At 63.0% G+C, this 12,954-nt stretch carries 12 protein-coding genes; 6 read left to right on the forward strand and 6 right to left on the reverse strand.

Going from position 1 to position 12,954, the window contains the following annotated elements:
* Positions 1 to 118 precede the first annotated feature (118 nt).
* Positions 119 to 2,338 (forward strand): LamG-like jellyroll fold domain-containing protein, encoded by a 2,220-nt coding sequence (locus QQS38_RS17675; RefSeq protein WP_479646659.1) that lies wholly within the window; start codon positions 119 to 121, stop codon positions 2,336 to 2,338.
* A 156-nt stretch (positions 2,339 to 2,494) separates the two neighbouring features.
* On the opposite strand, the gene QQS38_RS17680 is transcribed toward QQS38_RS17675, so the two are convergent.
* From QQS38_RS17680 to QQS38_RS17695, 4 genes are all read right to left on the reverse strand, one after another.
* On the reverse strand, positions 2,495 to 3,736 hold the full coding sequence (locus QQS38_RS17680) for a porin (protein ID WP_479646660.1): 1,242 nt from the start codon (positions 3,734 to 3,736) through the stop codon (positions 2,495 to 2,497).
* Positions 3,737 to 4,183: 447 nt separating this feature from the next.
* Complete coding sequence (locus QQS38_RS17685) at positions 4,184 to 4,924, reverse strand: FadR/GntR family transcriptional regulator (RefSeq protein WP_479646661.1); 741 nt, start codon at positions 4,922 to 4,924, stop codon at positions 4,184 to 4,186.
* Positions 4,925 to 5,022: 98 nt separating this feature from the next.
* Positions 5,023 to 5,289, reverse strand: a complete 267-nt coding sequence (locus tag QQS38_RS17690) for a hypothetical protein (RefSeq protein WP_479646662.1) — start codon at positions 5,287 to 5,289, stop codon at positions 5,023 to 5,025.
* A gap of 48 nt (positions 5,290 to 5,337) precedes the next feature.
* Positions 5,338 to 5,616, reverse strand: a complete 279-nt coding sequence (locus QQS38_RS17695) for a hypothetical protein (RefSeq protein WP_479646663.1) — start codon at positions 5,614 to 5,616, stop codon at positions 5,338 to 5,340.
* Between the two features lie 442 nt (positions 5,617 to 6,058).
* Between QQS38_RS17695 and motA the strand changes: the two genes are divergently transcribed.
* Complete coding sequence (gene motA, locus QQS38_RS17700) at positions 6,059 to 6,937, forward strand: flagellar motor stator protein MotA (RefSeq protein WP_479646664.1); 879 nt, start codon at positions 6,059 to 6,061, stop codon at positions 6,935 to 6,937.
* A gap of 13 nt (positions 6,938 to 6,950) precedes the next feature.
* Positions 6,951 to 7,937, forward strand: coding sequence for a flagellar motor protein MotB (motB, locus tag QQS38_RS17705; RefSeq protein WP_479646665.1), 987 nt, complete (start codon positions 6,951 to 6,953; stop codon positions 7,935 to 7,937).
* A 102-nt stretch (positions 7,938 to 8,039) separates the two neighbouring features.
* Here motB and pseH read toward each other — a convergent pair whose 3' ends face one another.
* Both pseH and pseG read right to left on the reverse strand, forming a co-directional pair.
* Positions 8,040 to 8,588, reverse strand: coding sequence for a UDP-4-amino-4,6-dideoxy-N-acetyl-beta-L-altrosamine N-acetyltransferase (pseH, locus tag QQS38_RS17710; RefSeq protein ID WP_479646666.1), 549 nt, complete (start codon positions 8,586 to 8,588; stop codon positions 8,040 to 8,042).
* On the reverse strand, positions 8,585 to 9,724 hold the full coding sequence (gene pseG, locus QQS38_RS17715; RefSeq protein ID WP_479646667.1) for a UDP-2,4-diacetamido-2,4,6-trideoxy-beta-L-altropyranose hydrolase: 1,140 nt from the start codon (positions 9,722 to 9,724) through the stop codon (positions 8,585 to 8,587). The genes pseH and pseG overlap by 4 nt, the downstream gene beginning before the upstream one ends.
* Before the next feature lie 363 nt (positions 9,725 to 10,087).
* Between pseG and pseB the strand changes: the two genes are divergently transcribed.
* From pseB to pseF, 3 genes are read left to right on the forward strand one after another with little or no spacing between them, the layout of a single operon-like run.
* Positions 10,088 to 11,083, forward strand: coding sequence for a UDP-N-acetylglucosamine 4,6-dehydratase (inverting) (gene pseB, locus QQS38_RS17720; RefSeq protein WP_479646668.1), 996 nt, complete (start codon positions 10,088 to 10,090; stop codon positions 11,081 to 11,083).
* Positions 11,080 to 12,246, forward strand: coding sequence for a UDP-4-amino-4,6-dideoxy-N-acetyl-beta-L-altrosamine transaminase (gene pseC, locus QQS38_RS17725; RefSeq protein ID WP_479646669.1), 1,167 nt, complete (start codon positions 11,080 to 11,082; stop codon positions 12,244 to 12,246). Before pseB ends, pseC begins: the two co-directional genes overlap by 4 nt.
* A complete protein-coding gene (gene pseF, locus QQS38_RS17730; protein WP_479646670.1) occupies positions 12,243 to 12,953 on the forward strand; it encodes a pseudaminic acid cytidylyltransferase in 711 nt (236 codons plus the stop codon). The genes pseC and pseF overlap by 4 nt, the downstream gene beginning before the upstream one ends.
* Position 12,954: the final 1 nt, after the last annotated feature.

The raw sequence follows: 12,954 nt of genomic DNA on the forward strand, positions 1-12,954 counted from the left end.
CGTCGTGCGGCGCGGTCGCACGTGTTCGCGCAGCAGCAGCGCACAAGTTCGATACCGGCAGGCAACGCCGCAACTGACGGTGCAGGGCACGCGGCAACGATTTCTACACGGATGCGATATGGACGAGACGAAGGGCAACGAGTCGATGCCGGACATTTCTCGGCGGACCTTTCTCTATAGCCTCGGCGCGCTGGCGCTTTCGGCATGCGGCGGCGCGGCGTCGGACGCCGCCGCATCGAGCACCCGCGCCGCAGCGAGCGGCGCAGCGTCGGCCAGCGCACTGGCGCACGTGGCGACCGGGCAAGCCGATATCGTGTCGAGCGGTGCATTCGTCCACCCGGGTCTGCTGCATACGCAGGCCGATTTCGACCGTATGGCACTGAAAGTCTCGACCCAAACCTCGCCATGGATCGACGGCTGGAAGATCTTGGCCGCGAACAGCCACGCAAGCTTGTCGTGGTCGCCGCGTCCGCAAGTCGAGGTGGACCGCGGCGGTACCGGCCCGCAAAACTATCCGGTGCTCTACAACGACATCGCCGCAGCCTACGCATGCGCGCTGCGTTGGAAGGTGGGTGGCGATGCCCGCTATGCCGACAAAGCCGTGCAAATCATGAATGCATGGTCGTCTACGTTGCAACGCCTGGGCGGCGATTCGAACGTCGACCTCGCGGCCGGACTGTATGGCTACGAATTTGCCAACGCCGGCGAGATCATGCGTGGCTATCGGGGTTGGGCGGCTGCCGATTTTGCGGCGTTCCAGGCGATGATGCGCAACATCTTCTATCCGATCAACGCGGACTTCCTGAATCGCCATAACAACACGGAGATTACTCACTACTGGGCCAACTGGGACCTGTGCAACATCGCCTCGGTGATGGCGATCGGCGTGCTTTGCGACGATCACGCGATATTCGATTCGGGCATCGACTACTTCCTGAACGGCCCCGGCAACGGCGCAATCGCACAAGCCGTCTACTACGTGCATCCGGGCTATCTCGGCCAGTGGCAGGAGAGCGGCCGCGACCAAGGTCACAACACGCTTGGCATCGCTTTGGGCGGCGCTATATGCGAAATGGCTTGGAATCAAGGCATCGACGCTTACGGGCACGACCGCAATCGGTTTCTTGCCGGCGCGGAGTATGTCGCGAAGGCGAATCTGGTGCAGCCCGACGGCACGTATCTGACGGTGCCGTACGTAACTTATTCGAACGTAGACGTGGTGCAGCCCGGGTTTTCGACCGCGAGTCGAGGGACGGTGCGGCCATGTTGGGCGCTCGTCTACAACCACTACGTCAATCGGAAAGGCCTCGCCGCGCCATGGTCGACGAAATTCGCGCTCGCAATTGAACCGGAAGGCGGCGGCGGCAATTACGGTTCGACGAGCGGCGGCTACGACCAGCTCGGTTACGGCACATTGACGTGCACGCGTGACGCCGTCGCGCCCGCGGCGGCGCCATCCGGGCTCACGGCCTGGCCGGAAGCGGGAAGGGTCGTATTGTCGTGGTGGGGCGTGGCCGGCGCATCGAGCTATACCGTCAAGCGTGCCGCGACGGCCGGGGGACCGTACGGCGTCGTCGCCTCGGGCATCGTCGATCCGCTCAGTTACACCGACAAGCCCGGCGCCGGCACTTGGTACTACGTCGTAGCGGCCGCGACGGCGTCTGGCGAGGGCGCCAATTCTGCGGAAGTCGCCGCCGTGACGGCGCTGGCAGCGCACACGCTGCTGAGCTTCGACGAAGCAAGCGGCACGACGGCGGCCGACACCACGGGCAATGGGCATACGGGCACGCTCGTGGGCGGCGCGACCCATGCCGTGGGTAAGAGAGGCAACGCGGTTTCGCTCGACGGCGCGACAGGCTATTTCAGCCTGCCCGACGACATCGTGGCGGACGTTTCGGACTTCACGATCGCGGCGTGGGTCAATTGGACTCGTGCCACCCGCTGGGCGCGCGTGTTCGATTTCGGCGCCGGCACCGGGCGTTATATGTTCTTGACGCCGATGGGATCGGGGGGCGTCGTGCGCTTCGCGATCACGACCAACGGGCCTCACGGCGAGCGGCGTCTCGACGGCACGGCGGCGCTGCCGGTCAACGAGTGGGCGCATGTCGCCGTCACGCTATCGGGCACGACGGCGATCTTGTACGTCAATGGCGCGGCGGTCAACAGTTCGAGCGATTTCGTATTTGCGCCGTGGCGCATCGGCAAGACGGCGCAAAACTGGATCGGCCGCTCGCAATGGAGCGGCGATCCATTCTTCGCCGGCTCGATCGACGACTTTCGCATCTATCGCGGCGCGATGACGGCGCCTCAGGTGACGGCGCTCGTGCAGGGCGGTTGATCCGATCGGTGGACTACATCGGGGACTACGTCGTTAGGCAACTCATGCGGCCCATCGCTAGGATGGGCCGCACGACGTTTCGCTGGCGCCGCGACGGCAAGCCCGCCGCTAAACCGCCCAACGCTCCTGCCTTTGCGCCTCGGAAAACTCGAAGAGTTAGAACCGATGGACGATCCCTGCCCCCGCGGCAAACAAGTTGCGCGTGGACGAAGGCGTGCCGTTGAAGCCGTCGCCGATCGTGGCCGTGGCATTGATCACGCCGCCTGCCGCATTGAGCGTTTGGCCGTTCGCGCGCGTAAACGCTTCGAGCACGTAGAACGCCGTGCGCTTGGACAGCGAGTAGTACTGCGAGAGCACGAACTGGTGGTACTGCGCACCGTCGGTCACGCCGTTGGCTTTCGACGCCTTCGTATAGCTGTAGCCGCCGGCCAAATCCAATGCGGGCGTCGCCTTCCAATGCAGCACCGCGCCGTACGTGTTGAACACGGCTTCGCTGGCGAATTTCGAGTTCACGCCCGGGATGTACTGCACGTTCGAGTAGGACACCGAAAGATCGAACGACGGCGTGAATTGCCAGCCGCCCGTCAGCGCGATCCGCTGCTGCGCTTGCGCCAACTGGTAACCGTTGTTCACCGCCGACACGGCAGGCTGGCTGCCGTTGTTGCTGACGGTCGAGAACGAGCCCCAAGCGCCGCCGCCCACCGCCGAATTGTTCACGCGCTGAAAGCCCGCGGCGACGCCGAGGGGACCGTTTTTATACTGCGCGGCGGCGCTCCACGTCGAACCCGCGTTGAAGCTGCCCGCTTCGCCGCCCATGGAGTACGAGCCGCTCAGCGTCAAGCCGCTGAGGGTGGGCGAGGTGTAGACGAAGGAGTTGTTCGCGCGATAGTTGGTGTCCAACGAATCGATATCGCCCGGATGCGCGCCGAATGCGCCCGTCAGCCACGTCGTCGGGCTCCACGGAGACAACAGCGTGTATAACGAGGTGTACTGCCGGCCCAAAGTCAGCGTGCCGTAGCGCGTATCGCTCAGACCGACGTACGCCTGCCGGTTGAACGCGAGGCCGTTCACGCTTTGTCCGCCCGTCGCGCTGTTGAAGCCTTCTTCGAGTTGGAACACCGCTTTCGTGCCGCCGCCCAGATCTTCGCTCCCCTTAAAACCGAAACGGCTGCCCGACCAGATGCCGTTGATCATTTTCGTCGCGGCCTTGCCGCCCGACGTGGCGCCCAGCGCCGGCGCCTGATTGCTCTGGTAGCCAATCCCCGTATCGACGATCCCGTACAACGTGACGCTGGTCTGCGCCTGCGCCGCGCCCGCTGCCAAGCCGGCAGCCAGAGCGAGGGCCGACAGTTTCAATACGCGCTTGTTCAATTGAGTCTCCGTGGTTGATCGCTGCATCCCAACGGCGCCGGCACACGGCCGAGCGCCCGAATTTTGCTTGCCGCCGTTGTTTGGAGAGTTATCTCGTACGTCATCGTACAACTAGCGGTGAACGGCATTGTCGCTAGGGAAGAACGGAGAATTTAGTAGGGAAACTCCCAGGAAGACGAATCGCGACGGCTACTATACTGGTTGTACGACAACTGGTGGATGGGGCGGGGAGGGGGTGTTTTCGCGCGCCTTCGGGCCTGCGAGCAGCGTCGGCGCAGGCGCGCGGACGCTGCAACCGCGCCCAGGCGAACGGGCACCCATGCGCGGAAGCGGCGTCGTTGAATGCTCGTGGCCGGGCCGCTCGGTTGGACGCGATGCAGTGTCGGCTGGCCGCAACGCTTTTGTGTGCGCTAGGGGCCTGCAGGTGGTCGGCGCAAATGCGGAGTTAGCGGGAATGGCCCCGAGAAAGCGGCGCTAGTCGTTCCCGCTCGCGCGCTTGTAGGCGCGGCGCAGACGTTCGCGGCTATTCGAAAGATGCATGCGCATGGCGGCGCGTGCGCTTTCGGCGTCGTGCCGAGCGATCGCGTCGAGAATGCTCTCATGCTCGCGATTGACGTGCGAGAGATAGGCTTGCGGGTCTTCGTCGGCGATCCCGGCCGAATCGATGCGCTCGCGCGGAATCAAGGCGGTGCCCAGTTGCGTGAGGATGTCGATGAAATAGCGATTGCCCGTGGCGCGGGCGACCGCGATATGGAACTTCAAATCGGAGTCGACGCTGGCTCGGCCCGTGTCGCGCGACGCGTTCAATGCATCGAGCGCCGCCCGGATGCGCGAGATATCGTCCGGCTGGGCGCGCTGCGCGGCGAGCCCGGCGCATTCGGTTTCGAGACTGATGCGCAGCTCGAGAATCGAGAGCACGTCGCGCAGCGTCGTGGCCGGGATCATGTCGATGTCGAGCTTCGACGCGCGCGATTCGAGCACGAAGCTGCCGATGCCGTGGCGCGTTTCGATCATCTTCGCGGCTTGCAAGCGCGAAATCGCCTCGCGGATGACGGTGCGGCTCACATGCATCGTCTCCATCAACTGAGATTCGGTGGGCAGCTTGTCGCCGGGCTTGAGCGCGCTCGTTTCGATTTGCTCGGTCAATCGGCTCACGACGAATTCGGCCAGATTGCGGGCGCGCCGCGGCGGGGCGGCGAGGGGCGATGCGGACATCGGTTACCTCTTGGAGACGACTCGGTACGGAATCGCGCCCATTATAGCCGCGTGGTTATCGGATGAACGACCTGCGAGGCGCGTTGGGCCTCCCACCATTACGAGCGATTACGCGCAAGCGGCGCGACGGGCGCAGCACCCGCGTCGCGCGTGCTCGGTCGATCGCGTGCTTTCGGGCTCGCCGCTGCGCCGCGGTCTGCCTCGGCGCAGCGCAGCGTATCGTCCAAGTGGAGGCGTATCACGCGCTCCAACTCGTCGATGATCGCGGCGCGATGCGGCAGCGAATTCTGCGCCTGCATCGCGACCGCCGCCTTCATGAGTTGCTGGATCACCGCCGCCCGTACCTGCGCTTGGGCGGCTTTCATCCACGGTGCTTTGGCGCGCAGCACCGCGGCCAGCTCGTCGCGCAGGCGCTAGCGCACGGCGGCGGCGCTGGGCAACGCCCCGCCGTGGGTTTCGAGGAGCCGAGCGAACGCCGGATGCGCCGACCGAAACGCGAGTAGCGCACGCGCCAGCCGGTGCGCGAGCGCTGTTGTGTCGAGCGAGGGCGCCGCTTCGCGCAACCGTTCGAAATCCGCGATCAGCGCCGCGACGTAGGTTTCCAAAAGCGCATGCGCCAGCGCATCTTTCGTTGGAAAGAATTGATAGAGCGAGCCGAACGCCGCCCCCGCGCGTGCGGCGTTCGACCGCAATTATTCACTCGTACTCGTCGAAGATGCGATGAGCTGCGCCTCGGCCGAGCAGCACGAGGCTTCGGTTCGCTTTATCTTTCCGCGGTGCGCGTGGCGCGCGAGGGAACGATGTGCCGGTTCGCTTACCGTGATGTTGCCCCAAACGTTTGATCTACATCAAAGCTCCGCGAAATCGGTCATCGATACCGGTTTGTCGCCGCATTTCAGCTGCGTCCCTATTAATTCAACGACATCTAGCCCTTTAGCTGCGCGTGTTTGCGCCGTTAGCTAGGGATGGACGGATATCAGACCTCGCCGCAGGGCCGCGATCGGTAAAAATCGACCGCTTTCATCGAGTCGTGTCCGTTTGCACGATCGATAGGAGTACGAACGATTCGTCCGTCGCCCCGCTCGCGTGAGGGCGGTCGGCGCGTTGGCGCAGCTTGGAGCATTGGGAGAAGTTATGTTTGTGGCAATCGGATGGGTCATGGTGCTCGGCGCCGTGATCGGCAGTTTCGTCGGAGAGGGCGGGCATCTGTTCGCGCTGCTTCAGCCGTTCGAACTGCTCTGTATTTTCGGGGCGGCGTTCGGCGCGTTTGTCGTTGCGAACCCTGTCATTACGCTGAAGAAGACCATCAAGAGCTTGCCCGCTTGCTTCAAGGGTCCGCGCTACGACAAGGCCAAATATTTGGAGTTGATCGCGCTGCTCTATGAGTTGATGCAAAAGGCTCGCAAGGAAGGGATGATGGCGCTCGAGGCCGATGTCGATGCGCCCGAACAGAGCCCACAGTTTCAAAAGTACCCGACGATATCCGGCGACCATCATTTGCTCGACTTCATCACCGACTATCTGCGCATGATGTCGACCGGCAACATCAACGTCCTCGAAATGCAGGATCTGATGGATGAAGAGTTGACGACGCACCATGCCGAAGAATCGGTCGTCGCCAACGCGCTGCAGAAGATGGCCGACGGCTTGCCCGCATTCGGCATCGTTGCGGCGGTCATGGGCGTGGTGCATACGATGGCTTCGGTCGGCGAGCCGCCCGCGGTGCTGGGCAAGATGATCGCGGCTGCGCTCGTCGGCACGTTCCTTGGCATTTTGCTGTCGTACGGGTTCGTGGGTCCTTTGGCCGACCTGTTGCATGCCAAGGGTCGTGCGGCCGCCAAGCCGTTCCAGTGCGTGAAGGCGGTGCTGCTCGCTTCGCTGAGCGGCTATGCGCCTTCGGTGGCCGTCGAATTCGGCCGCAAGGTGCTGTTCACCACCGATCGCCCGACGTTCAAGGAACTCGACGACACCGTCCGTGCGACGAAGGTCTCGAAGCCCGCGACGTCATCCTGAGCGGGGCGAAGCGATGGGTGACAGACTCTCCAAAGACGCCGCGGACAAGCGGCCGATGAGCATCGTCGTCAGGCGCAAGAAGGGCGGCGATCATGAAGGGCATCACGGCGGGGCGTGGAAGATTGCGTATGCGGACTTCGTCACCGCGATGATGGCGTTCTTCTTGTTGATGTGGCTGCTCGGATCGACTTCCAAGTACGACAAGCAAGGGATCTCCGAATACTTCAATACGCCGCTCTCGGCGCTGTTTTCGGGCAGCGAGACGGCCGATGCGACGCGCTCGAACGTGGTTCAGGGCGGCGGGAAAGATATCTCCGACACGCGGCCCGGTGCCGGCGCCATGACGCAGCCCAATGCGCCGACGGCGCAGCCATCGACGCCACAGGCCGCCCCGGAGGATCAGCAGCGCTTGCAGCAACTGAAGCAGAAGTTGACGGCGCTGATCGAGCACGTGCCGGCGCTCAATGCGTACAAGGATCAAATTCGGATATCGATCACGGCCGAGGGCTTGCGCATCGAGATCGTCGATTCGCAGAAGCGGCCGATGTTCGCGCTCGGCAGTACGCGCCTGCAACCGTATGCGGTGACGATCCTCTCGCAGATCGGCGGGGCGCTGAACGATGTCGAGAATCACATTTCGATAGCGGGCCACACCGATGACGTGCCGTACGGCGGCGGCGAGGACGGCTATACGAACTGGGAGTTGTCGTCGGAGCGGGCGAATGCGGCGCGGCGCGCGTTGGTCACGGGTGGGATGCGGCTCGATAAGGTGCTGCAAGTGCGCGGGCTGGCCGATGTGCAGCCGTTGCAAGGGAACGATCCGAATGCGCCGACCAATCGGCGGATCAGTATCTTGGTGATGAATAAGGCGGCCGAGCAGGCGTTCTTCCGCGATGGCGGACGGGCGACGTCGACCGATGATTCCACGCCGGCAGCGCCGGCGCTGCAAAATGCGGTCAAGCCGGTGGCCATGCGGCGGGCGGGGGCGGGGGCGTCGTAGGTCTTTACGGCTGGTTTGTAGGTCACGTTTGTGCGTTTCGGCACGGTTGGGACACAGCGCGAGCGAGGCGCGGTAGGGGCTCTGGTCGTGTGCGAGCACGGCTTACGGCGCGAGGGCCGCGGCGCAGTCTCGTAGCCAAGCCGCGCGCGTCAAACTGAAAACGTGGACGTCATGCGCCGCGTCGCCATCGTGATGGTACGCTTCGAGAATGCACTCGTGTTCGAAGCCGAGCTTGCGGTGAAAATGCAGAGAAGCGTCGTTCGACGCCAGCACTTCGCCGATCAGCCTATTCAACGCTAGATGCCCGAACGCTTCGGCTAGCGCAAGCCGGCCGAGCCTAAGACCACTGCCTTTCGGCGCACCCGGGCGCACGTAAAAGCCCCAGTGTGCCTCGCGGCTTGTCATGTCGATACGCGTCAGATTGACGACGCCCATCGGTTCACCGTCGGCCTCGAAAATCCACGAGCGCCTCGAACGGTCGTGTGCAATGCGCTCGAACCAGGCCTTGTGTTCGCTTAGCGAGATCTCGTGGCCCGTGTACATGAAGACACGCACGTCCGGGGAATTGCGCCATTCGAGGATCTGGGCCAGGTCGGCCTCGCCGATCGGGCGCAAGCGGTCGCGACACGCGTCGAAAGTGCTTTCGCTCATTGCCCCTCCGGCTTGTCGAGCAAGCGTCGTACGATGCGATCCACGCCGCGGCCATCGACCGCCTGCATGAGACGTTCATGGCGAGCGCGGGCTGCCTGCGAGGCGGGATCCAGCATGCGCAGCGCTTCGCGATAGGTTTCGGCGGTAGTGTTGCGCGCGTCGCCGAGACTGTCCACCCATCCTCCGTCGCCGAGGTACTGTGCAATGGCCCGCTGGTTGGCGGCGACGGAAACGACCGACGAATTCAGCCCTAGGCAAAAGCGCTCCCAGTTGCTAGTGCCCGAGGCGCCGAACGCATGGTCGGCGTTCGCCATCAGCGCGGCCATGGCCGGGACATAGCCCCGTACGTTCACCCCGGGCAGCGCGCATTGCCCGTGAACCGTGCGACGGGGATGATTCGCGCCGACTACCAGGTCGGCCACAAAGCGTTTTGCGTCATCAGCGGACCAAGCATCGAGGAACTTACCCGTTTCGTCCGTGGCGTCGACGCCCCCGAAAAATACCAGTAGACGGGCTGGCCCCTCTAGACGGCGATGTCTCGCCGTTTCACGCAGTCTGGCAAACTCCGGGCGCAGCAGCGCATAGGTGGGGCCCAGCAGATGCTGGCATCGAGGCCCTGTGCGCGAGACGTAGCGTTGCTGCGCGTCCGCGACCATATTCTGATCGAGCAGAAGATCGGCGTCGTGGTCCCGGTCGGCTAGATCGTCTATCACGAACAGCCGGTCTGCAAATTCCCGCAGGGGTGTCTCCCAGCGAGCGTCGAGTGCATAGTGATCGACCACGAGCCAGTCGACGTCGCCGATCGATTCCAGTGCCCGTGAGGTATCGTTCAAATCGGCCGTGCAGTCGCAGCCCAGCCAGGCGGCATGAGGTGGTCCCCCGGCGATGGCGAGTTTGTCCCCCGCCTCCGGCTCGCTCGTTCCGAGCGAATGAACGCGATAACCCCGGGATTCGATCAGTGCATCGAGATTGCCCTGATGAGCACGCGTGATGAAATGAACGTCCGCGCCTTCGGCGTGCAGCCCATCCGCGAGCGTTAGGCAACGCATGACGTGGCCGCTTCCGCAATCGATCGACGCGTCGGCGCGAATCGCGATCCGGCCGCGGCCGTGAATCGGTGGACGGGTGTCGGTCATGATAAATCCGTTCATATGAGCCCCGTGCCGCGGGCGAGCTGCTTTCAAGGTCTTTGGCGTACGGCGCCAATCTACCATCGCGACGATCCCACCGATTCGTAAAATAGAGCCCCGATTGGGGCGCAATCGTCTCATTTCAGGTCGCGGCGGGGCCGGATAGCCCACCGATCGCCCCCCACCCGGGCTTCAGTTTGTCGATTAGAAGGTCAAAAAGCCTTCAAATCGGAGCTACGGTGCTTGCCGGTCGTCACTAATATACGAATCCATCGGAAGGCGCGCATCGTTCGGCACTTGGCGACGAGCGTGCGTGTTTCTCGGCCGGCCGCATCCGCGGCAGACGATGTGAGCTAGAAGGATCGGGCAATGTTCGACGACAAATCGATACTTATCACGGGCGGAACGGGGTCGTTCGGTCAGAAGTTCGTAAAGGCGCTGCTTGCCCAGTGGAAGCCCGCGCGCGTTGTCGTGTTCTCACGCGACGAACTGAAGCAATACGAAATGCAGCAGGTTTTCGGCGCGCCGTGCATGCGATATTTCATCGGTGATGTGCGGGACGGCGAGCGCCTAAAGCAAGCGATGCGCGGAATCGACTATGTTGTGCATGCTGCGGCGCTCAAGCAAGTGCCCGCGGCCGAATACAATCCGACCGAGTGCATTCGGACGAACGTCAACGGTGCCGAGAACGTCATCAACGCGGCGATCGAGAATGGGGTGGAGAAGGTCGTTGCGCTGTCGACCGACAAGGCCGCAAGTCCGATCAATCTGTACGGCGCTACCAAACTCTTGTCGGACAAGCTGTTTGTGGCGGCCAACAACCTCGTTGGCAAGCATAAGACTCGCTTTGCGGTGGTGCGCTACGGCAATGTGGTGGGCTCGCGCGGATCGGTCGTGCCATATTTCCGCAAGCTTATAGCCGAAGCCGCGCAAAGTCTGCCGATTACGGACGAGCGTATGACGCGCTTTTGGCTCACGCTCGATCATGGGGTCGACTTCGTCATGAAAAGCTTCCAGCGCATGCAGGGCGGGGAACTGTTCGTGCCGAAAATTCCGTCGGTGCGAATAGTCGACCTGGCACGGGCGATGGCCCCCGAACTGCCGCAGCATGTCATCGGCATTCGTCCGGGTGAAAAACTGCACGAAATGATGATTACGCGCGACGACAGCATGAATACCGTCGTCTATCACGATCACTATGTCATAGCACCGTCGGTGCGTTTCGTCGTTCAAAGCGACTATGCAACCAATGCGCTCGGCGAAGTTGGCAAGCCGGTGGATGAAGGCTTCAAATACACGTCCGACAACAATAGCCGGTTCCTGACAATCGAAGAACTGCGGACGCTCGATAAGCAAGCCGTATGAGCGCGATGATTCCATACGGGCGTCAGTCGATCGACGAATCCGACCTTGCCGCCGTTGCTCGCGTGCTCCAGTCGGATTGGCTGACGCAGGGGCCCGCGATACCGGCGTTCGAGGCCGCCCTTGCCGAGCGCGCCAAGTCCGCGCATGCGGTTGCAGTCTGCAACGCAACGGCGGCGCTGCATATCGCGTGTCTTGCCGCTGGCCTGGGTCCGGGCGACCGACTATGGACGACGCCGAACACATTCGTGGCATCGGCCAATTGTGCTCGCTACTGCGGCGCGGACGTGGATTTTGTGGACATCGACCGCAACACCTGGTGCCTCGATGCGGTAGCGCTCGAACGCAAGCTGGCTGACGCGGAACGAGCAGGCACGTTGCCGAAGATCGTCGTGCCGGTCGCGTTCGGGGGCCGAAGCGCTGATATGCGAGCAATTAAGCGGCTCGGGGACCGTTACGGATTCACCGTCATCGAAGACGCCTCGCATGCGGTGGGGGCAACCTATGCGGGCGGGCCCGTCGGCTGCGGCGATTTTGCGGACATGACGGTGTTCAGCTTCCATCCTGTCAAGATCGTAACGACCGGCGAAGGCGGTGCTGTGCTGACTAACGATGACGCACTGCACGCTCGGCTGCTGAGTCTGCGCAGTCACGGCATTACGCGCGATGCCGCGAAGCTGGAGCGTGAGAGCGACGGGCCTTGGTACTACGAGATGGTCGAGTTGGGCTTCAATTACCGCATGACCGATCTTCAGGCCGCGCTGGGTATCTCTCAGCTCGCGCGGCTCGAGACATTCCTTGCGCGCCGTCGAGCACTCGTTCGACGTTACGCGACGTTGCTGGACGATTTGCCGTTGGTGCTGCCGCAAAGCGAGGTGCTCGACGATTCCGCGTGGCACCTCTATGTCGTGCGGATGAAGCTCGACGCTACGCATGCCACGCATCGTCAGGTCTTCGAACGCCTGCGGCAGGCGGGCATCGGCGCGAACCTGCATTACATTCCTGTGCATCTGCAGCCGTACTACCGCCGCCTTGGCTTCGCGCCGGGGCAGTTTCCCGAAGCCGAACAGTATTACCGGGAGGCCATTAGCTTGCCGATGTATGCGGGGTTGACCGACGAAACTCAGTCGATCGTCGCGCATGAATTGAGGAAGGCGCTGACATGACGTGCGTCGCAATCATTCCCGCGCGCGGCGGTAGCAAACGGATCGAGCGGAAGAACATCAAGCCCTTCCACGGCTTGCCGATCATTGCCTACTCGATCCGTACCGCGCTCGCTTGCGGCTTGTTCGAACGCGTGGTCGTCACGACCGATGACGAAGAGATCGCGCATGTAGCGCGGCAGCATGGCGCACAAGTGCCTTTTGTGCGGCCGGCGGCGCTTGCTGACGACCATGCCGGGACGATGGAGGTCGTGCAGCACGCGCTCGTAGCGTTGGGCAACGAGGGCACGAATCCGGAATTTGCATGCTGCATCTACGCGACTGCGCCGTTTTTGCAGGCGCGCTACCTTCGCGACGGTTTCCAGCAGTTGCGGATGCATACCGATAAATCGTTCGCATTTTCGGTTACGACATTCGATTTTCCGGTGCAGCGTGCGCTGCGTGTAACCGCCGACGGTGCCCTCGACGCCCTATACCCCGAGTATCGCCTCGTCCGTTCGCAGGACCTCGAGGCGGCATGGCACGATGCGGGTCAGTTCTACTGGGGGCGCTGTGAAGCATGGCGGCGGGGCGACACGCTGTTTTCTCCCGTTGCGTTGCCGGTCGTATTACCTCGGCATCTTGTGCAGGACATCGATACCCTAGAAGACTGGCAGCGCGCGGAGTGGATTTACTCAGCGCTGAAAGCAGCAGGTGAGTTCGTCGTGTGAC

Source organism: Trinickia sp. Z7, assembly GCF_056498045.1.

What these genes read in the sequence shown, in the direction of transcription:
- motB (WP_479646665.1), top strand. Translation starts at nt 6,951, where the DNA reads ATGGGTGACAGACTCTCCAAAGACGCCGCGGACAAGCGGCCGATGAGC.
- QQS38_RS17685 (WP_479646661.1), bottom strand. Translation starts at nt 4,924, where the DNA reads ATGTCCGCATCGCCCCTCGCCGCCCCGCCGCGGCGCGCCCGCAATCTG.
- motA (WP_479646664.1), top strand. Translation starts at nt 6,059, where the DNA reads ATGTTTGTGGCAATCGGATGGGTCATGGTGCTCGGCGCCGTGATCGGC.
- QQS38_RS17690 (WP_479646662.1), bottom strand. Translation starts at nt 5,289, where the DNA reads ATGAAAGCCGCCCAAGCGCAGGTACGGGCGGCGGTGATCCAGCAACTC.
- pseB (WP_479646668.1), top strand. Translation starts at nt 10,088, where the DNA reads ATGTTCGACGACAAATCGATACTTATCACGGGCGGAACGGGGTCGTTC.
- pseC (WP_479646669.1), top strand. Translation starts at nt 11,080, where the DNA reads ATGAGCGCGATGATTCCATACGGGCGTCAGTCGATCGACGAATCCGAC.
- QQS38_RS17675 (WP_479646659.1), top strand. Translation starts at nt 119, where the DNA reads ATGGACGAGACGAAGGGCAACGAGTCGATGCCGGACATTTCTCGGCGG.
- pseH (WP_479646666.1), bottom strand. Translation starts at nt 8,588, where the DNA reads ATGAGCGAAAGCACTTTCGACGCGTGTCGCGACCGCTTGCGCCCGATC.
- pseG (WP_479646667.1), bottom strand. Translation starts at nt 9,724, where the DNA reads ATGACCGACACCCGTCCACCGATTCACGGCCGCGGCCGGATCGCGATT.
- QQS38_RS17680 (WP_479646660.1), bottom strand. Translation starts at nt 3,736, where the DNA reads ATGCAGCGATCAACCACGGAGACTCAATTGAACAAGCGCGTATTGAAA.
- pseF (WP_479646670.1), top strand. Translation starts at nt 12,243, where the DNA reads ATGACGTGCGTCGCAATCATTCCCGCGCGCGGCGGTAGCAAACGGATC.